Source organism: Stenotrophomonas sp. X, from assembly GCF_055721025.1.
Genome location: NZ_CM146756.1, coordinates 1434218 through 1452460 on the forward strand (window position 1 = coordinate 1434218; position 18243 = coordinate 1452460).

General features: G+C 68.1%; 14 protein-coding genes and 2 tRNA genes. 6 read left to right on the forward strand and 10 right to left on the reverse strand.

Going from position 1 to position 18243, the window contains the following annotated elements:
• Positions 1-24 precede the first annotated feature (24 nt).
• Positions 25-109 (reverse strand) — tRNA-Leu (locus tag ACZ75I_RS06515).
• 161 nt (positions 110-270) lie between these two features.
• Positions 271-355: transfer RNA gene (locus ACZ75I_RS06520), tRNA-Leu, on the reverse strand.
• Positions 356-483: 128 nt separating this feature from the next.
• Here ACZ75I_RS06520 and rnr point away from each other — a divergent pair.
• The 3 genes from rnr (at position 484) to rlmB (ending at position 4364) form a co-directional block, all read left to right on the forward strand.
• Entirely contained in the window at positions 484-2949 is a 2466-nt protein-coding gene (gene rnr, locus ACZ75I_RS06525; protein ID WP_061480659.1) for a ribonuclease R, read from the forward strand.
• 94 nt (positions 2950-3043) lie between these two features.
• Positions 3044-3526, forward strand: a complete 483-nt coding sequence (locus tag ACZ75I_RS06530; protein WP_061480658.1) for a GFA family protein — start codon at positions 3044-3046, stop codon at positions 3524-3526.
• A 94-nt stretch (positions 3527-3620) separates the two neighbouring features.
• The gene (gene rlmB, locus ACZ75I_RS06535; RefSeq protein ID WP_072166788.1) at positions 3621-4364 is read left to right on the forward strand and encodes a 23S rRNA (guanosine(2251)-2'-O)-methyltransferase RlmB; all 744 of its coding nucleotides are present in this window, start codon (positions 3621-3623) and stop codon (positions 4362-4364) included.
• A gap of 82 nt (positions 4365-4446) precedes the next feature.
• Here the strand turns inward: rlmB and ACZ75I_RS06540 are convergent, their stop codons facing one another.
• Genes ACZ75I_RS06540 through ACZ75I_RS06550 form a run of 3 tightly spaced genes read right to left on the reverse strand, consistent with a single transcriptional unit; the run spans position 4447 to position 9079 of the window.
• Positions 4447-5886 (reverse strand): efflux transporter outer membrane subunit, encoded by a 1440-nt coding sequence (locus ACZ75I_RS06540; protein ID WP_242892852.1) that lies wholly within the window; start codon positions 5884-5886, stop codon positions 4447-4449.
• On the reverse strand, positions 5883-7841 hold the full coding sequence (locus ACZ75I_RS06545; protein WP_061478544.1) for a MacB family efflux pump subunit: 1959 nt from the start codon (positions 7839-7841) through the stop codon (positions 5883-5885). The genes ACZ75I_RS06540 and ACZ75I_RS06545 overlap by 4 nt, the downstream gene beginning before the upstream one ends.
• A complete protein-coding gene (locus tag ACZ75I_RS06550; RefSeq protein ID WP_134969396.1) occupies positions 7838-9079 on the reverse strand; it encodes an efflux RND transporter periplasmic adaptor subunit in 1242 nt (413 codons plus the stop codon). Before ACZ75I_RS06550 ends, ACZ75I_RS06545 begins: the two co-directional genes overlap by 4 nt.
• A gap of 204 nt (positions 9080-9283) precedes the next feature.
• Here ACZ75I_RS06550 and ACZ75I_RS06555 point away from each other — a divergent pair, with 204 nt between their 5' ends.
• From ACZ75I_RS06555 to ACZ75I_RS06565, 3 genes are all read left to right on the forward strand, one after another.
• Positions 9284-10012 (forward strand): response regulator, encoded by a 729-nt coding sequence (locus tag ACZ75I_RS06555; RefSeq protein ID WP_005415886.1) that lies wholly within the window; start codon positions 9284-9286, stop codon positions 10010-10012.
• Positions 10013-10018: 6 nt separating this feature from the next.
• Positions 10019-11428: an ATP-binding protein gene (locus ACZ75I_RS06560; RefSeq protein WP_180869938.1), complete on the forward strand. Its 1410-nt coding sequence runs from the start codon at positions 10019-10021 to the stop codon at positions 11426-11428.
• Between the two features lie 176 nt (positions 11429-11604).
• Complete coding sequence (locus tag ACZ75I_RS06565; RefSeq protein ID WP_154350476.1) at positions 11605-14631, forward strand: ligand-binding sensor domain-containing diguanylate cyclase; 3027 nt, start codon at positions 11605-11607, stop codon at positions 14629-14631.
• Positions 14632-14861: 230 nt separating this feature from the next.
• On the opposite strand, the gene rnt is transcribed toward ACZ75I_RS06565, so the two are convergent.
• The 5 genes from rnt to ACZ75I_RS06590 all read right to left on the reverse strand — a co-directional run bounded on the left by rnt (position 14862) and on the right by ACZ75I_RS06590 (position 18187).
• On the reverse strand, positions 14862-15446 hold the full coding sequence (rnt, locus tag ACZ75I_RS06570) for a ribonuclease T (RefSeq protein WP_005408782.1): 585 nt from the start codon (positions 15444-15446) through the stop codon (positions 14862-14864).
• Positions 15447-15676: 230 nt separating this feature from the next.
• On the reverse strand, positions 15677-16198 hold the full coding sequence (locus tag ACZ75I_RS06575; protein WP_134969211.1) for an HvfX family Cu-binding RiPP maturation protein: 522 nt from the start codon (positions 16196-16198) through the stop codon (positions 15677-15679).
• Between the two features lie 25 nt (positions 16199-16223).
• Positions 16224-16979 carry an HvfC family RiPP maturation protein gene (locus ACZ75I_RS06580; RefSeq protein ID WP_061478540.1) on the reverse strand — a complete coding sequence of 252 codons (756 nt, stop codon included), beginning with the start codon at positions 16977-16979 and terminating at the stop codon, positions 16224-16226.
• Positions 16972-17847: an HvfB family MNIO-type RiPP peptide maturase gene (locus ACZ75I_RS06585; protein ID WP_472958848.1), complete on the reverse strand. Its 876-nt coding sequence runs from the start codon at positions 17845-17847 to the stop codon at positions 16972-16974. The genes ACZ75I_RS06580 and ACZ75I_RS06585 overlap by 8 nt, the downstream gene beginning before the upstream one ends.
• Positions 17834-18187 (reverse strand): hypothetical protein, encoded by a 354-nt coding sequence (locus ACZ75I_RS06590; protein ID WP_069137970.1) that lies wholly within the window; start codon positions 18185-18187, stop codon positions 17834-17836. Before ACZ75I_RS06590 ends, ACZ75I_RS06585 begins: the two co-directional genes overlap by 14 nt.
• Positions 18188-18243 lie beyond the last annotated feature (56 nt).

Here is an 18243-nt window from a genome sequence, read left to right on the forward strand (position 1 = left end):
CGCGGGTCTTTCTCATTCTCGACGTGGTGCCCAGGAGAGGACTCGAACCTCCACGGTTTTACCCGCTAGTACCTGAAACTAGTGCGTCTACCAATTCCGCCACCTGGGCGTCGAGGAGCGAGATTATGGGGTGTCGTTATGGGGGTGTCAACACCTTTTGCAGCGCCGGGGTCGGATCCCGTTTCGCTTGCGAAAGGGGCTCTGACCCCAGGGCCAGAGCGCCGGATCGCAGGCAAAAAAAATCCCCGCCGAAGCGAGGAGTTTTTTCGTTGGTGCCCAGGAGAGGACTCGAACCTCCACGGTTTTACCCGCTAGTACCTGAAACTAGTGCGTCTACCAATTCCGCCACCTGGGCGTTCCAGAGGCGCAATTGTGAAGATGAATCCGGGAGCTGTCAACGACTTCCTGAAATTATTTCATCCAACGCCTCCAGGGCGGGCGCTGACCCGTTCTGCACGCCATCAACGGCTACCATGTAGGGCGATGACTACCAAAAAACCAAGCAAGGGCGGGAGCAAGTCCCGCAGCCAAGCCCCGAAGAAGGGCCCGAAGGCGGGCGCAGCCCGCACCACCAAGCCGGGCAAGCCGCTGCCAGGCTGGTTCCCCGAATTGAATGAAGGCGGTGCGCCGCCACGCGGCCGCAAGGTCCGCACCGCTGATGCGGCAGCACCCGGCCCGGCCCCGGGCCGCAAGCTGCCGCCGACCGGCAAGGTGATCGACGATCCCTATGCCGCCCGCGAAGCCGAGAAATACGAACAGCCCATCGCCAGCCGCGAGGCCATCCTGGCCCTGCTGGAGCGTTGCGAAGGGCCGCAGACCGCCGAGGAACTGGGCGCACGCCTGGGCCTGACCGCCCCGGACCGTGCCGAAGCACTGTCGCGCCGGCTCGGCGCCATGGTCCGCGATGGCCAGCTGGTGCAGAACCGCCGAGGCGGCTTCGCCCCGATCCAGACCCTGAACCTGGTCACCGGCGTGGTGATCGCCAACCCGGAAGGATTCGGTTTCCTGCGTCCGGTCGAGGGCGGCGACGACCTGTTCCTGCCGCCGTATGAAATGCGCAAGGTCATGCACGGTGACAAGGTGCTGGCCCGCGTGACCGGCATCGACCACCGTGGCCGCCGCGAAGGCAGCATCGCCCGCGTGCTGGAGCGCGGCATGACCCGCCTGATCGGCCGCTTCAGCGTCGAGATGGGGATCAATTACGTGGTACCCGATGACAAGCGCGTGCAGCGCAACGTGCAGGTACCGCCGGACCAGACCGGGGGCGCGCGTGATGGCCAGCTGGTGGTCTGCGAACTGACCCAGGCCCCGGACAGCCGCCGTCCGCCGATCGGCCGCATCATCGCCGTGCTCGGCGACAAGCTGACCGCATCGCTGGTGGTGGAGACCGCCATCCACGGTCACGAGCTGCCGTTCGAGTTCCCGCAGGAGGTACTGGATGAAGCGGCCTCGGTGCCGCTGGTGGTCGAACCGGCAATGATCGGTGACCGCGTCGATCTGCGCAGCACGCCGCTGGTTACCATCGATGGCGAGGATGCCAAGGACTTCGACGACGCGGTGTACTGCGAGCCGAATGCCGACGGTTTCCGCCTGGTGGTGGCCATTGCCGATGTCTCGAACTACGTCCGCCCCGGCACGCCGCTGGACGAGGAAGCGCAGAAGCGTGCGACTTCGGTCTACTTCCCCGGCTTCGTGGTGCCGATGCTGCCGGAGACCCTGTCCAACGGCATCTGCTCACTGATGCCCAAGGTCGACCGCATGTGCTTCGTCTGCGACATGCAGATCGACCGCGATGGCCTGGTCACGCATTCGCGCTTCTACGAGGCCGTGATGAATTCGCACGCGCGCCTGACCTACACCCAGGTGTGGAAGGCGGTGGGCGAGGACGATGCCGATACCAAGGCCTGGATGGGTAACCTGCTGCCGCAGGTGCAGCGCCTGCACCAGCTGTACAAGGTGCTGTCCAAGGCGCGCGCCAAGCGCGGTGCCATCGAGTTCGAAAGCAGTGAAGTGCGCTTCGTGCTGGACAACCGTGGTGAAGTCACCCAGGCCGGCATGCTGGTGCGCAACGACGCGCACAAGCTGATCGAGGAATGCATGATCGCGGCCAACGTCGAGGCGGCGAAGTACCTGCTGTCGCGCCACGTGCCGGCCCCGTACCGCATCCACGAGAAGCCGCCGGAAACCAAGTACGCCGACCTGCTGGAATTCCTCAAGGAGTTCAAGCTGAGCCTGCCGCCGTGGTCGAAGGTGCGCCCCGGTGACTACACCAAGCTGCTGAAGAAGATCCGCGACCGCCCCGATGCGACGCTGCTGGAGTCGGTGTTGCTGCGCAGCCAGAGCCTGGCGATCTACAGCCCGGAGAACCACGGCCACTTCGGCCTGGCGCTGGAGGCCTACGCGCACTTCACCTCGCCGATCCGTCGCTATCCCGACCTGCTGGTGCACCGCGCGATCAAGCATGCGCTGTCCGGCAAGCCGCTGGACAAGTTCACCTACAACGCCCGCGAGATGGCCGCGCTGGCGCTGCAGTGTTCCGAGCGTGAGCGCCGTGCCGACGAGGCCGAGCGCGAGGTCGACGAGCGTTACCGCGCTGCGTGGATGGAAAAGCACGTGGGCGGCCAGTTCGACGGCGTGATCAGCGGCGTGACCAGCTTCGGCCTGTTCGTCGAGCTGGACGAGTCGAAGGTACAGGGTCTGGTCCACGTGACCCAGCTGCCGCAGGACTATTACAAGTTCGACGCGACCCGCAAGACGCTGACCGGCGAGCGCCGCGGCGGCAGCTACCGGCTGGGTGACCGCGTGCGCATCCTGGTGCTGAAGGCCAGCATGGAAGAACGCAAGATCGACTTCCGCCTGGTGGAACACAAGGGTGAGGACGAGGGCGATGGCCTGCCGCCGCTGCCTGAGCGGGGCAAGCCGGCCAAGCGGAAGAAAGAGAAATATTGATGACCGTGGTAGTGCCGGCCGCTGGCCGGCATCCATGGCACCCTCGGCACCGACGGGTTGCCGGCCAGCGGCCGGCACCACCAGGAGACATCGCATGCAAGGCCAACCCGAATACAGCGGCGGCTGCCAGTGCGGCGCGATCCGCTTCCACGTGCGTGGCGCGCTGACCGACAGCTCGATCTGCCACTGCCGCATGTGCCAGAAGGCCTTCGGCGCCTACTACGCGCCGCTGGTGTCGGTACGCGGTGTGCAGTTCAGCTGGACCCGCGGCCAGCCGCGCTATTTCCAGTCGTCCAACGTGGTGCGGCGTGGCTTCTGCGCCGACTGCGGCACGCCATTGACCTACGAAGCGCCCGATGGCGTGGCGGTGGCTGCCGGCGCGTTCGACGAACCCGAACGCCTGCCACCGACGATCCAGTACGGGGTCGAACGCAAGCTGCCCTTCGTCGACAGCCTGGCCAGACTGCCGGTACGGCGTACCGAGCAGGACATCGCGGCCCTGGACTTCCTGGCCACGATCGTGTCCCACCAGCACCCCGACCACGACACGCCGCACTGGCCACCGCGCAGCCGGTGAGGTTTGTGTAGAGCCGAGCCCATGCTCGGCTGCCTTGAAGCGCGGCCGCCGCCGATGCTCTACCATAGCCACCCCCTTTCCGGTCCCCGCCCGCATGAGCAAGAACAGCCAGTGGATCGTCGGCGTCAACGCCGTCGCCTCCTCCATCGAGAACGACGCCGAGAACGTCCGCGAAGTGCTGGTCGAGGCCGGAGCGAAGAACCCGCGCCTGACCGAGATCGAGGAAAACGCCCGCCGCAAGGGCATCGACGTGCGCAAGGTGAACAGCCAGGCGCTGGACGGTGTGGGCGGCTCGGTGCGCCACCAGGGCGTGGCCGCGCGCTATGCCGCCGCCCGCACCTACAGCGAGAACGAGCTGGAAGGCCTGGTCACTGCGGCCGAGGGCAGGGCGCTGCTGCTGGTGCTGGACGAGGTGCAGGACCCGCACAACCTGGGCGCCTGCCTGCGCTCGGCCGCTGCGGCCGGTGCGACTGCAGTGATCATCCCCAAGGACAAGTCGGCCACGGTCAACGCGACCGTGCGCAAGACCTCGGCCGGCGCCGCCGACCTCATCCCGGTGGTGGCGGTAACCAACCTGTCGCGCTGCCTGAAGGACCTGCAGAAGCAGGGCGTGTGGATTTATGGCTTGGCCGGCGAAGCCACCGCGTCGCTGTACCAGCTGGACCTGAAGGGCAACATCGCGCTGGTGCTGGGCGGCGAAGCCGACGGCCTGCGCCGCCTGACCCGCGAGAACTGCGATGGCCTGGTCAAGATCCCGATGCCGGGCGAGATCGAGAGCCTGAATGTCTCCGTCGCCGCCGGCGTCAGCCTGTTCGAGGCCGTGCGCCAGCGCGGTTGATCTGTAGAGCCGAGCCCACGCTCGGCTATCGCATACCCGATCAGGAAAGCAGCCGAGCATGGGCTCGGCTCTACAGAAGCCGCTACCCCGCGCTGCCACCCAGTGCCTTGAACAGGGTCACGTCGTTGTTCAGCTGGCCCTGGCGCACGCGCGCCAGCGACAGCTCGGCATCGCGCCGGGTCTGCTGCGCTTCCAGCCAGGTGCGCAGATCGGTAGCACCCACGCGATAACGCACTTCCTGCGCGCGCTCCACTTCCACCGCTTCCTCGTACGAAGCCTGCGAGGCAGCGACCTGGCGCGCCAGCTGCTCGCGCGCGGACAGGGCGTTGTCCACTTCCGAGAGCGCGGTGTACAGCGTCTTGCGGAAATTGGTCGCGGCGATCTGATAGCTGGTGCCGGCGATATCGGTATCCAGCTGCGCGCGCTGCAGGTTGAGGAATGGCAGCGAAAGGCCGGCACCCAGCGTGGCCACCGGATTGCGCAGTACATCGCCCAGCGAGGCCGCACTGGAACCGAGGCTGCCGGTCAGGCTCAGTGCCGGGTAGTACTGCGTGGCGGTGACCCTGATGGTCTTCAGGCTGTTGCGCAGGCGGAGTTCTGCCGCACGCAGGTCGGGGCGGCGGCCGAGCAGATCGGCCGGCAGCCCCTCGACAATGCGCGGGCTGCGTGCGCCCAGCAGGTCCTGCGGTTCGTCCTGTTGTGGCCAGGGCGTGCCGTCCAGCAGCACGGCCAGTGCGTTGCGCACCTCCACCCGCTGCTGTTCCAGCGCGCTCTGCGAGGCGCGCTGCGATTGCAGGTTCTGCAGCGCCTGGCGCACTTCCAGGCGCGATACCGCACCGGCGTCGAAGCGGGCCTGCACCAGTTCGCGGGTGCGCTCCAGCCGCTCCAGGTTGGCCTGGCCGGTGGCGATCGACTGGTTCAGGTAGGCCAGGTTCCAGTACTGGGTGATGGTGTCGCTGATCACCAGCAGGGCGGTATTCTGCCGGTCTTCCTCGCTGGCTTCGGCTTCCCAGCGGGCGATGTCGCGCTGGGTGCGCAGGCGTCCCCACAGATCCACCTCCCAGCCCAGCGATACGCCGGTGGAGTAGCTGCGGCGCCATTCGTCGGCCTGGTCGGTGGCGCGGCTGGCATTGCCGCTGACGCCCGATGACGAAGGCTGCGGCCACAGCGCGTTGCTGGCCAGGCCGGCCTGCAGGCGCGAACGCTGCACGGCCAGGCCGGCGGCGGCCAGGTCGCTGTTGGCGGCCAGCGCCTGCGCCACCAGGCGGTCCAGGCGCTCGTCGCCGAAGCCGGTCCACCAGGTGTCCTGGCGGATGTCGTGGCCCGGTGTGTCCAGGCTGCTGCGCGGGTCGCCGGCCGGTGCGTTGAGGGTGGCATCGCCACGCCCATACTGGGCCGCCACGTCGGGATCGGCCACCGGATAGCGGCCGACAGAGGCGCAGCCAGACAGGGCGAGCAGAACGGCACCCGCCAGCAGCCGGCGCGAGGGGGCAGGGAAGGGCAGTCGGGTCATCATCTTCATTCGCGTGCCAGGGCCTCTACCGGGTCAAGCTGCGCGGCATTGCGCGCGGGCAGGAAGCCGAACGCCACGCCGATCAGGGTCGAGCAGGCGAAGGCGGCAACAATCGAGGCGGTGGAGAACAGCACCTGGAAGTCGCTGGCGAAGCGGCCGATCATCGAGCCCAGCAGCAGGGCCAGGCCGATGCCGAGCACGCCACCGAGCAGGCACACCAGCACCGCTTCGATCAGGAACTGCTGGCGGATATCACTTTGTCGTGCACCGACGGCCATGCGCACCCCGATCTCTCGGGTGCGCTCGGTCACCGACACCAGCATGATGTTCATCACGCCGATGCCGCCGACCAGCAGCGCGATGGCGGCGATGGCGCCGATCAGCAGGGTCATCGTGCGCGTGGTCTGCTCGATGGTGTCGCGGATCTCCGCGCTGTTGCTGAGGAAGAAATCCTCGGTGCCGTGGCGCATCGTCAGCAGGCGGGTGATCGCTTCCTGAGCGGCATCCATTGGTGTGTTGTCGTCCACGCGCACGGTGATGCTGGAGACATGGCTCTGGCCGAGCATGCGCGACATCACCGTGGTGTAGGGCACCCACACGCTGAGGCTGGTGCTGCCACCGAAGCCGAAACTCTGGCGCTTGGCCACGCCGACCACGCGTGCCGGCACGTTGCCGAGCAGGATTACCTGGCCGACCGGGTCGACATCGGGGAAGAACTGGGTCTGGGTGTTTTCGTCGATCACCGCCACCTGGCCCAGGCCCTTGACCGCATCGGCATCGAAGAAGCTGCCACCGAGCAGAGTCACGCCCTTGACCCGGAAGAACTGCTCGCCGACGCCGCTGACCTGCGCAGTGGAAGACTGGTTGCGGTAGCGCGCGGTGACCGAGGTCGACACGCTGGGGGTGGCGCTGTCCACGTAACTCTGCTTCGCCAGTGCGTCGGCATCGCTGGCCTTGAGCGTCTGCACCCGCGCCGAGCGCATGTCGCCGAAACCGCGGCCGGGGTAGACGTCGATGGTATTGGTGCCGAGCGCGCTGATGTTCTGCAGGATCTGCTGCTGCGAGCCGTTGCCCAGGGCCACCACCGAGACCACCGAGGCGATGCCGATGATGATGCCGAGCATGGTCAGGAAGGTGCGCAGGCGATGGGCGTTCATCGCCAGCAGCGCCATGCGGAACGCTTCGGTGAAGCGGTCGCGGGCCGCCCGCCAGCTGTTGCCGTGGGCGACGCCGGTACTGGCTTCGCGCTGGGCGCGGTAACTCGGCGCATCCGGATTGGCGCGGTCGGCAATGATCTCGCCATCGCGGATCTCGATGATGCGCTGCGCGTGCCGGGCCACGCTCATGTCGTGGGTGACGATGATGATGGTGTGGCCTTCGGCATGCAGTTCGCCGAGGATCGCCATCACTTCCTCACCGGATTTCGTATCCAGCGCGCCTGTCGGTTCGTCGGCCAGGATCACCTCGCCACCGTTCATCAGGGCGCGTGCGATCGACACGCGCTGCTGCTGGCCACCGGAGAGCTGGCCTGGCTTGTGATGCATGCGGTCGCCCAGCCCCAGTCGCCGCAGCAGTTGCTCGGCACGCGCGTTGCGCACCGGGCCGGGACTGCCGGCGTAAACGGCCGGCACTTCCACATTGCCGCGCGCGTCGAGGTCGCCGAGCAGGTGGTAGCGCTGGAAGATGAAACCAAAATGCTCGCGGCGCAGTTCGGCCAGTTCGTCCGGCTCCATCTTTCCGGTTTCGCGGCCGGCCACCTGGTAGCTGCCGCGAGTGGGACGGTCAAGGCAGCCGAGGATGTTCATCAGCGTCGACTTGCCCGAGCCGGACTGGCCGACGATGGCGACCATCTCGCCGGCGTGGATGTCGAGGTTCACGTCGCGCAGTACGGCGATCACATCGTCGCCGGCCGGGAATTCACGTCGCAGGTCGCGCAGGCGCAGCAGCGGCGCCGTCGTGCTCATCGGCGCCCCATGCCCGGGCCGCCGACCCGCATCTGCATGCCGCCGCGGTTGCCGCCGCCGGCGCTGGCACCGGCCGCAGCGGCTTCGCCGACCACCACGCGCTCGCCTTCCTTCAAGCCGGACAGGATCTCGGCCGAGGCGCCGTTGTTGATGCCCACGGTGACCTTGCGCGGCTGCGGCTGGCCCTTGTCGTCCAGCACCCGCACCATCCGCTCATCGCCACGGCGCTTCGGTCCCAGTGCCACCGCCGGCACCATCAGCACGCCCTTGGCCTGCTTGAGCAGCACCGAGACCTGCGCGGTCATGTCGATGCGCAGCGTGCCGTCCGGGTTTTCCACATCAAACAGCGCGTTGTAGTAGACCGCACTGCTGGAACTGGAACTGGACGAACTGCTGGAGCTGGAGGAGCTTTCGTTGGCGATCGAGGCCGGCGCCGGATTGATCTGGCGCAGCGTGGCGTGATACTTGCGGTCCGGGTCGCCCAGGGTGGTGAAGTACACCGGCATGCCGGGCTTGATCTTGACCACGTCGGCCTCGGAGATCTCGGCATTGACGGTGACCACGTCCAGCCGCGCCAGCATGACGATGGTCGGTGCGGTCTGGTTGGCGTTCACGGTACGGCCTTCCTCGGCCACCACCGCGACCACGGTGCCGTCCATCGGCGCGGTGATGCGGGTGTAGGCCAGGTTGGCGCGGGCGGTGCCCAGCTCGGTTTCGCGGCCCTTGATCTGCGCCTCGTAGGACTGCAGCTGGGCGCGGGCAGTTTTCAGCTGTGCTTCGGCGGCATCGTATTCCTGGCGCGAGGTGGCCTCGGCGGCCAGCATCTGCTGCTGGCGCGCGAACTCCAGTTCGGCCTGGCGCAGGGTGGCTTGCTGCACCGCGCGCTGGGCGGTGACCTGGTCCAGCGAGGCCTGCGCGTTGAGCACCTGGTTCTGCTGGGTGGTGGCATCGATCTCGGCGATCAGGTCGCCTTCCTTCACGGTGTCGCCCAGCTGTACCTTCAGCGATTTGATCTGGCCCGAGGCCTGCGCGCCGACGCTGACCAGCTTGTAGGCGTCGATCACGCCAGTGGCATCCACCGTTTGTTCGATGTCACCGCGGCTGACCGGCGAGGTTGCCACCGCCGGGGCGGCGGGCTTGCGCAGCAGCCACCAGGCGGTCGCGGCGACGATCAGGGCGAGCAGGGCGATCAGCATCAGGCGACTCCGGCGGGTCGCTGGCAGCAGGCGGAACGTCACGTCGTGGCTTCACTCTCGAGGCCGCGAAGGCGGCGTTGGTGGGCATTGTGAAGACCGGGCGATGGACGGCTCAATCCTCGGGGTATGTCTGTATGTAACACTGTCGGTGAACAGGCGTAACCACAGGTATCCCGCCCGCGGGTGGATACACTGGTACGCATTGCCCCGGATGCGGTTCAGCTGCCGACACGGGATGATCGCGACATGGAGACTGAAAACCCGATGCATCGACTGCTGATCGTCGACGACGACAACGACATCCGCACGCTGCTGGCCGAGCAGCTCGGCCGCGCCGGCTACCAGGTGAGTACTGCGGCCGATGGCACCGCCATGCGCCAACTGCTGGACCGCGAGCACGTGGACCTGATCGTGCTGGACCTCAACCTGCCGCGCGAGGATGGTCTGACCCTGTGCCGTGACCTGCGTGCGCGTTCCAACACGCCGGTGATCATGCTGACCGCGCGCGCCGAGCCGATCGACCGCGTGCTGGGCCTGGAAATGGGCGCCGACGACTACCTGGCCAAGCCGTTCGAGCCGCGCGAGCTGCTGGCGCGCATCCGCAACGTGCTGCGCCGGACCGAGGCGCTGCCGGCCAACCTGGAACCGCTGGCGGTACGCCGCGCGCGTTTCTCGCGCTGGGTATTCGACCTGGAGCATCGCCACCTGGTCGATCCGGATGGCCGCGTGGTGGTGCTGTCCGGCGCCGAGTTCCGCCTGCTGCGGGTGTTCATCGCCCACGCCAACAAGGTGCTGTCGCGCGAGCAGCTGGTCGCGCTCAGCAGTGGCCGCAACTACGAGGCTCAGGACCGCGCGATCGACCTGCAGGTCAGCCGCCTGCGCAACAAGCTGGGCGACGATGGTGGCCCGGATGGACTGATCAAGACCGTGCGCAACGAAGGCTACGTGCTGGCCTCGTCGGTCAACCTGGAATAAACCGCGATGAAGCGCCTGCGCCATTTCCTGTCCTCGATGGTCGGGCGGTTGTTCGTGATCCTGCTGCTGGGCATGGCGGTGGCTGCGATCGGCGCGACCATGCTGGCCACCTCCAAGCGCCAGCAGGAGTTCGAGCGGCAGAACCTGAACCGCATCGCCGACCGCCTGCAGGGCTACGTCAACCTGCTGGACGGCAATCCGGAGCTGCGCGAGCGCCTGCTGGCGATCGGCGGGCCGAGCGTGCGCGCGCTGCAGCCGGGCGCACGCCTGGGGCGTGCCGACACGGCGCTGATGGAAGTGCTGGAAGACCGCCCCGGGCCGGTGTCGCGCGCGCGCGTGCACTTCGCTTCGTTCCGCTCCTGCATTCCCAAACTGCAGGAGCTGCTGCCGCCGCCGCCGCCGGGCCACCGGCGGCCGCCGCGCGAACGCGACCCCGCGTTCATCCCGCCCAAATGCCGTGCAGTGGACGTGACCCTCAACGACGGCACGCTGCTGAAGCTGGCGCTGGACTCGCCGGCGGTGGCGCACAACGGCATCCTCGCCGTGGACCCATGGTTCCTGACCCTGCTGGTGCTGGCGATTGCCGTGCTGGCCTATATCGTCGCGCGCATGGCCAGCGCGCCGCTGCAGGAACTGGCCGCAGCCGCAGAAGACCTTGGCGATGACCTGCAGCGCGACCCGTTGCCACTGCGCGGGCCGCGCGAAGTGCAGCGTGCCGCCGAAGCCTTCAACGCCATGCAGCACCGCCTGCAGCGGCACCTGGCCGAACGCACGCAGATGCTGGCGGCGATCACCCATGACCTGCAGACGCCGCTGACGCGGCTGCGCCTGCGCCTGGAGAATGTCAGCGACGAGGCCCTGCGTGAGCGCCTGATCGGCGACCTGGCGGCGATGCAGGCGCTGGTGCGCGAGGGCCTGGAACTGGCGCGCAGCGCCGAGAGTGCCGAGCAGCGCGCCGCACTTGACCTGGATTCGCTGCTGGAGAGCATTGTCGAGGACGCCGCCGAAGGCGGCGGTGATGTGGTCTTCGAAGGGGGCAGTGGTTCGGTGCTGATGCTGCGTCCGTTGGCCATGCACCGGCTGTTCTCCAACCTGGTGGACAACGCGGTGATGTACGCGCAGCGGGCACGGGTGCGGGTTGAGCGGAGCGGCGGTGCAATTACCGTGGTGGTGGCCGATGACGGCCCGGGCCTGGCCGAAGAGCAGCTGGAGGCGGTGTTCGATCCGTTCGTGCGGGTGGAGACCTCGCGTTCGCGCGAAACCGGCGGGGCCGGCCTGGGCCTTACCATCGCGCGCGCCCTGGCCGAGAAGGACGGCGCCCGGTTGTGGCTGCGCAACCGGGCCGAAGGTGGCCTGGAGGCGGTGGTGCAGTGGCCTGCCAGTGCCCAGGTGGTGGCACCCGGCCGCGCCGGCTGAGTCGGCGCGCTGCGAACGGTGACGCCGGGGCCGGGGTTTGGCCTATCATCTGCGCATCTCCCCAGTCTCCCCCCGATGAGCCAGCCCGTTCCTGCCGGCATGCCATTGCACGCTGCCCGGCTGTTCCCGCACGCTGCCGCGTCCTGCAGCCGCACCTGGCCGCCGCCGCTGCGGTGATGGGCGGGCAGGGGGACAAGAGGCGCTGGGTGGAGCGCCGCGCATCAGGATTCAGGCGGGCACTGCGGCAGGGCCTGTTGTGGCTGCTGCTGGCCCTTGCGCTGCCGTTGGCTGCGCAGGAAGGCGCGCCCCCGCTGCGCGACTACGCCATCGATGTATGGACCTCGCGCAACGGCCTGCCGCACAACTCGCTGCGCGACATCGCGCAGACGCCGGAAGGCCATCTCTGGTTCGCCACCTGGGAAGGGCTGGTGCGCTACAACGGCCTGGACTTCACCGTGTTCGACCGCAGCACGCGCCCGGGCCTGCGCGACAACGGCATCGGCGCCCTGTTCGTCGACCGCCAGGGCGGACTGTGGATCAGTGATTCGCGCGGCAACGTCAGCCACCGTGGCGGTGATGGCCAATGGCGGGTGTGGGAGCACCAGGCCGATACGCCGCAGGTGCTGATCCAGTCCATGCAGATGGACAGCCAGGGCCGGCTGTGGCTGCTGTACGAAGGCAAGGGCATCGGCTACCTGACGCCGGACAGCGGCATTGTCTACCAGGCGCCGGCGGCGGACCTGCCGATGGCGATGAGCTTCACCAGGCTGGTGGTCGATGCGCAGGACCGGGTCTGGGTCGGTACGCTGGACGGGCTGGTGCTGCGCGACAACGATGGCGTGCTCAAGCGCGCCCCCGCCGCATGGGGGCTGGGTGCCGGCAGTGGCCTGTCGTGGCCCTACCGTGCGCCGGATGGCGCGTTGTGGATCGTCGCCGGTGAGCGCCTGTACCGGGTGGAGGATGACCAGCTGGTGCTGGTGCACCGCCTGCCGGGCCAGCTGCACATGACCTCGATGCTGCAGGACCGGCACGGTGACCTGTGGCTGGGCACCGAGAACCAGGGCCTGCTGCGCATCTCCGCACATGGCCTGGAGCGACTGCCGGCCGGCCTGAACCTGCCGGGCGGACGCGTGGTCAGCCTGCGCGAGGATGCCGAAGGCAGCATATGGGTGGGCGCCAACGGCGGGCTCTATCGCCTGCGCGAAACACTGTTCAGCAGCTACACCGAGCGCGATGGGCTCAGTGGCGACTACGTGCGCACGGTATTCGAGGATCGAGATCGCCAGCTGTGGGTCGGCAGCGCCAGTGGCTTGGACCTGCAGACGCCGGATGGCCGGTTCCGTGCCGTGCCGCTGCACAACCGCGGTGGCAAGGCACCGTCCGTCCTGAGCCTGGCGCAGGGGCCGGACGGTGACCTGTGGGTGGGCACCTTCGGCGACGGGGTCTACCGGCTCGGCCGCGACGGCCACCTGCGCCACAACTACGCGGCAGCCGACGGCATGCCGGGTGGCAACATCCGTGCGATCAGCGTTGATTCGCAGGGCGTGGTCTGGGCCGGCACGCAGAAGGGCGTGGTGCGCATCGACGGCGACCAAGTGCAGGTCTCGAACGTGCCGGGCATGCCCGGCGGCCTGATCACCGCGCTTGAGCATGACCATCAGGGCAACCTGTGGATCGGCACCATCGAAGGCATCCGCGTGCTGCGCGGCGACCACGTGCAGTCGATCGACCTGGCGCCGCTGGGCGGTGGCCGCAGCGTGTTCGGCTTCCACCAGCTGGGCGACGCGATGTGGATCAGCAGTGATCGCGGGCTGTATCGCTGGCGCAACGGCAGGCTGGCGCGGGTGGGGCTCGAGCAGGGCATGCCGGTGGATGCGGTGTTCCAGCTGGTGCCGGATCGCCTTGGTAATGTGTGGATCAGCAGCAATCGCGGCGTGCTGCGCACCGATATGGCCACCCTCAACGCCGTGGCCGATGGCCGCACGCCGCGGGTGGGGGTGGAGCGTTACAACGAGATCGACGGCATGGCCAATGCACAGGCCAACGGCAGCTCCAGCCCATCGGCGATCCTGCGCCAGGACGGCACGTTCTGGGTGGTCACCGCAGGCGGCCTGAGCACGGTCGACCCGCAGCGCCTGCAGCGTTTCCGCGAGCGGCCATCGCCGCCGGCCGCGATCGAGAGCGTGCAGGTGGATGGCGCGCCGGTGCATTGGGAAGGGCCGGATCGCAACCATATTCCAGGGGGGCGCCGGTTGGCGGTGAGTTATGTCGGCCTGAGCTACCTGATGTCCGACCGGATCCGCTACCGCACGCGGCTGGACGGGCTGGATGCCGGCTGGGTCGAGCGCGGCCCGCAGCGCAGCGTTGAGTTCGTCGGCCTGCCGCCGGGCGACTACACCCTGCATGTGGCGGCCGCCCATCCCGGCGGCAGCTGGGGCCAGCAGGAGGCGGTGTGGAGCTTCACCGTGGAGCCGTTCTGGTGGCAGCGCCGCAGCGTGCAGGTGCTGGCGGGGATGCTGCTGCTGGCTGGACTGGTGGCGCTGTACCGGCTGCTGCTGCAGCAGCTGAAGGCCAGCAACCTGCGCCTGGCACGGCGGGTGGACGAAGCGACCTTCGATCTGCAGGCCAAGACGGTGCACCTGCAGGCGCTGAACCAGGAAAAGACCGAACTGGCCGAGCGCCTGGCGCGCCAGGCCGAAGCCTTCGAGCGGCAGGCCCGCGAGGATGCACTGACCGGCCTGGCCAATCGCCGCGCCTTCGACGAAACGCTGGCGCGTGACTTCGCCCGGTCACAGCGCAGTGGTCATCCGCTGTGCCTGGTGGTGCTCGACATCGATCACTTCAAGGAGGTCAACGACCGCCACAGCCACAGCATCGGCGATGCCGTGCTGGTGCAGGTGGCGTCATTGATCGCAGCGGCCTGCCGCGACTCCGACCTGCCGGCGCGCACCGGCGGCGAAGAGTTCGCGCTGCTGCTCAACGACACCCGCCTGGAGGAAGCCGCACAGCTGTGCGCGCGCCTGCGCGGCCTGTTCCATGATCATCCCGATTGGGGCGGCGTGGCGGGCCTGCGTGTCACCTTCAGCGCGGGCCTGGTAGAGCTGGATGCCGACGACCGCACCCCGGCGCTGCTGTACCAGCGCGCCGACCGCGCGCTGTACCGCGCCAAGAGCGACGGCCGCGATCGCACGAGCATCGGTTGATCGCATCCACGCATGGCGTGGATCTACTGGAGTGCCGCACCAACCGGCGGTGCCGACCAATGGTCGGCACCCACCAAAGGAGTACCCACCACAGAGGTCGTCGGCAGCCCCAACGAGCGCAGCGATCCGCTGTTGCTCCTGCTTTTCTGATCTTTCCGTGGCACCCAGCAACGTGTCCGGCCCAACTGATGATTCGCTTCACGCCACGAGGGGCTCCGCCGTTGGCCGCTTCAGCGCGGCCAGGCGTTGGCGATGGTGCAGAACAGCCGCGCGGTCTGCTCGGTGTCATACACCGCGCTGTGTGCCTCGTTGGCATCCCAACCCAGCCCGGCGGCGGTGGCCGCACGCGCCAGCACGGTCTGGCCGTAGGCGATACCGGCCAGGGTGACCGTGTCGAACACGCTGAACGGATGGAACGGGTTGCGCTTGTGGCCGGTGCGGGCCACGGCCGCGTTGACGAAGCCGAGGTCGAAATGCGCGTTGTGGCCCACCAGGATCGCGCGCTGGCAGCCGTACTTCTTCATCGCCGCACGCACCGGAGTGAAGATATGGTCCAACGCCGCTTTTTCTTCCTTGGCCAGCCGGAACGGGTGGTCGAGGATGATGCCGGTCACTTCCAGCGACTTCGGATCGATTTCCAGGCCCTCGGCTGGGACCACGTGGGCACTGGCGGTCTGGCCGGGGTAGAGCAGGCCGTTCTCGTCCATCTCGATCGGCACCGCGGCGATCTCCAGCAGCGCATTGCGCTGGCTGTCGAAGCCACCGGTTTCCACATCCACCACCACCGGCAGGAAGCCGCGGAAGCGTTGTGACATCGCGCGCTGCGCCTGGGGTACTGCGGAATCGAGAGCGGCGGCAGGTGCGGAGGGGGAGTCAGTCATGCGTGAATTCTAGCAGAGCGACCCTGAGCGCCCGGCCAGCCTTCTGCGCATGGGTTCCCTGCGTGGGCGTGTGTCGACCAAGGTCGACACCTACCGGGCACCGCACGCTCAGGATTCCGGTGCCAACCTTGGTTGGCACACGGCGCACCGACCATGGCCGGCATCTAGCGCACCGCAGGCCGTGCCGTCGTGACCGATGGCTGCCACCGGGCCAACCAGGCGTCCACGCTCAGCTTGCCGGCGCCAGTGAAGATCAGCGGCAGCAGCATGGCCATGAACAGCACCGGCAGCTTGAAGTTGCCGTAGCCCTGGTCGCTGATGGCATACCCCATCGCGAGGTCACCCAGCGAATTCCATTGCATCGGCCAATGCACCGCATAGGTCGCCACCACGGTCAGCACCAGCAGGCTGGCGGCGGCGAAGCGGGTACCGAAACCAAACAGCAGGCAGGCCGCGCCAACCAGTTCGAACCAGGTGGCCAGCTGCCAGTTCAGGGCAGCAGGCAGTTGGTTGAACGGGAACGGGAAGGCGTCCTGCAGGTCGGCGAACCAGTTCTGGCCGTGCAGCTTCTCACGGCCGGATTCGAAGTATTCCCAGGCCAGCAGCAGGCGCAGGCCCAGCGGCGCCAACCAGGGGGCGAGACGGTCCAGCCGGCCGCGCGCGGCGGCCAGGAGCGGCAGGTTCATCGTTGGATCTCCAGTGGAAGAGGCGTCAGGGCGGGGGTGCGAGCGGGCCGATCACGCCGGCCTGCAGGAACTGCAGCAGCAGTGCAGCACCGGGCTCGGCCAGTGCGTCTTCGGCCAGGCCGTGCGAGGTGGCCAGCTGCTGCAGGTACGTCTGTCCTTCCAGGCCGGGCCGTTCGCCGATGCTGGCCAGCAGGTGTACCGCCAGCGGGCTGAGCGCGGCGAATCGCACTTCACCGTCGGCTTCGCGGCGGACCAGCAGGCCGGTGGGTTCTGGAAGGGGCTGGGTCGGCGCATCCTCTGCACCGAGACGGTGCACCGGCCATTGGTACAGCAGCGGCCACGCCAGCGGCGAACGCCGCAGCGGCACCCGAAGTGGATCAGTATCGCCAGGCGCAGGAAGCGGTTCGGCCTGCAGCTGGTACAGCGCGGTTTCCACCCACTCGTAGTGCGCCAGTTCGGCCAATGCTGGGTGGGGCAGCTGTGGCTGCGCCTGCAGCCACTGCACAAATTCAGCGGCCAATTCGGTGAACAGCGGTGTCTGGCAGCGATGCGTGGCGAAGTAGTGGTGCACCAGGGCGCTCCAGGCCGGTTCGCCAAGCAGGCGCACGCAGACCGGGAAACCGTTGCTCAACAGGCCGAGCAGGTTGTTGAACAGCAGGTGCCGGTATACCGCGACCCGGCGTGGATCCAGGCCGGCCGGCGCAGGTACCGCCTGCGGGTCGCGCAGGTGTGCGGTGAACGCGTGCTGCTGCGCGCGCAGGGTGTTGGCGGAATCAATCATGTGCCATCCCGGCGTGCGTGGCCTGCAGGCGGCGGATGGTCTGCAGTTCGCCCTGCAGTTCCGCATACGGCGGGAAATTGAAATCGCGTTCGAGCAGGGTGGGGCGCGGGCCGATCCGTGCATAGGTACGCGCCAGCAGCGCCCAGACCGGATCGATCACCGCGCTGCCGTGGGTATCGATTTTCAGGTCCGGGGCTTCATCCAGATGACCGGCCACATGCAGGCAGACGATGCGCCGTGCAGGCAGGCCGGCGATGAAGGCATCGGCATCGTAGCCGTGGTTGCAGGCGTTGACGTAGACGTTGTTGACGTCCAGCAGCAGGTCGCAGTCGGCTTCGGCAAGCACCGCATTGGTGAACGCCAGCTCGTCCATCGCCGGTTCCGGTGCCAGGTAGTAGGACACGTTCTCCACCGCGATACGGCGGCCCAGCAGGTCCTGCACGCGGCTGATGCGCTGCGCGGTATGGCGCACGGCTTCGTCGGTGAAGGGAATCGGCAGCAGGTCGTACAGGTGGCCGTCGTCGCTGCAGTAGCTCAGGTGCTCGCTGTACAGCGGCACGCGGTGCTTCTCCAGGAACCGGCCGACCTGTTCCAGCAGCTGGGTATCCAGCGGTGCACTGCCGCCCAGCGACAGCGACAGGCCGTGGCAGCTCAGCGGATGGCGCTGCGCCAGTTCGGCCAGCGCATCACCGGCAGTCCCGCCGACATGGATCCAGTTCTCCGGCGCGCATTCGAGGAAGTCGAAGTCGCCTGCCGGGGCGTCACGCAGGTCCTGCAGCAGCGCCCGGCGCAGGCCCAACCCGGCGGCCGCCGCACGAAGCGGCGACCGCGGGTGGACGAGGCTGGCGCGGGCGTCAGTGCTTGCCACCGCACTTGCCTTCGCCGCACTTGCCTTCAGCCGACTTCGTGTCGCCGGCCTTGGCCTTGGCGCCTGCTGCGCCGGCAGCCTTGCCCTTGTCGGCACCGCACTTGCCTTCGCCGCTCTTGCCATCGGCACCACACTTGCCTTCGGCGTGCTTGGTCGCGTCAGCGGCCATCTTGGTGTCGGCGGCCTTGGCATCGGTGCTGGCCTTGGCTGCCTGGCCGGCCACCAGGTAGCCTTGGGCGAGGTCGCTCATGCTCAGCGCCGAGGCGCTGGCGGTCATGCCCAGGCCGGCGGCCAGGGCGGTAGCGGTCAGCAGGGACAGGGTCTTGTTGGAACTGCTCATCGGTCTTACTCCTGGGTGGTGGGCAGGTGCCCGGGGTGAAACGATGGTGCAGCGAT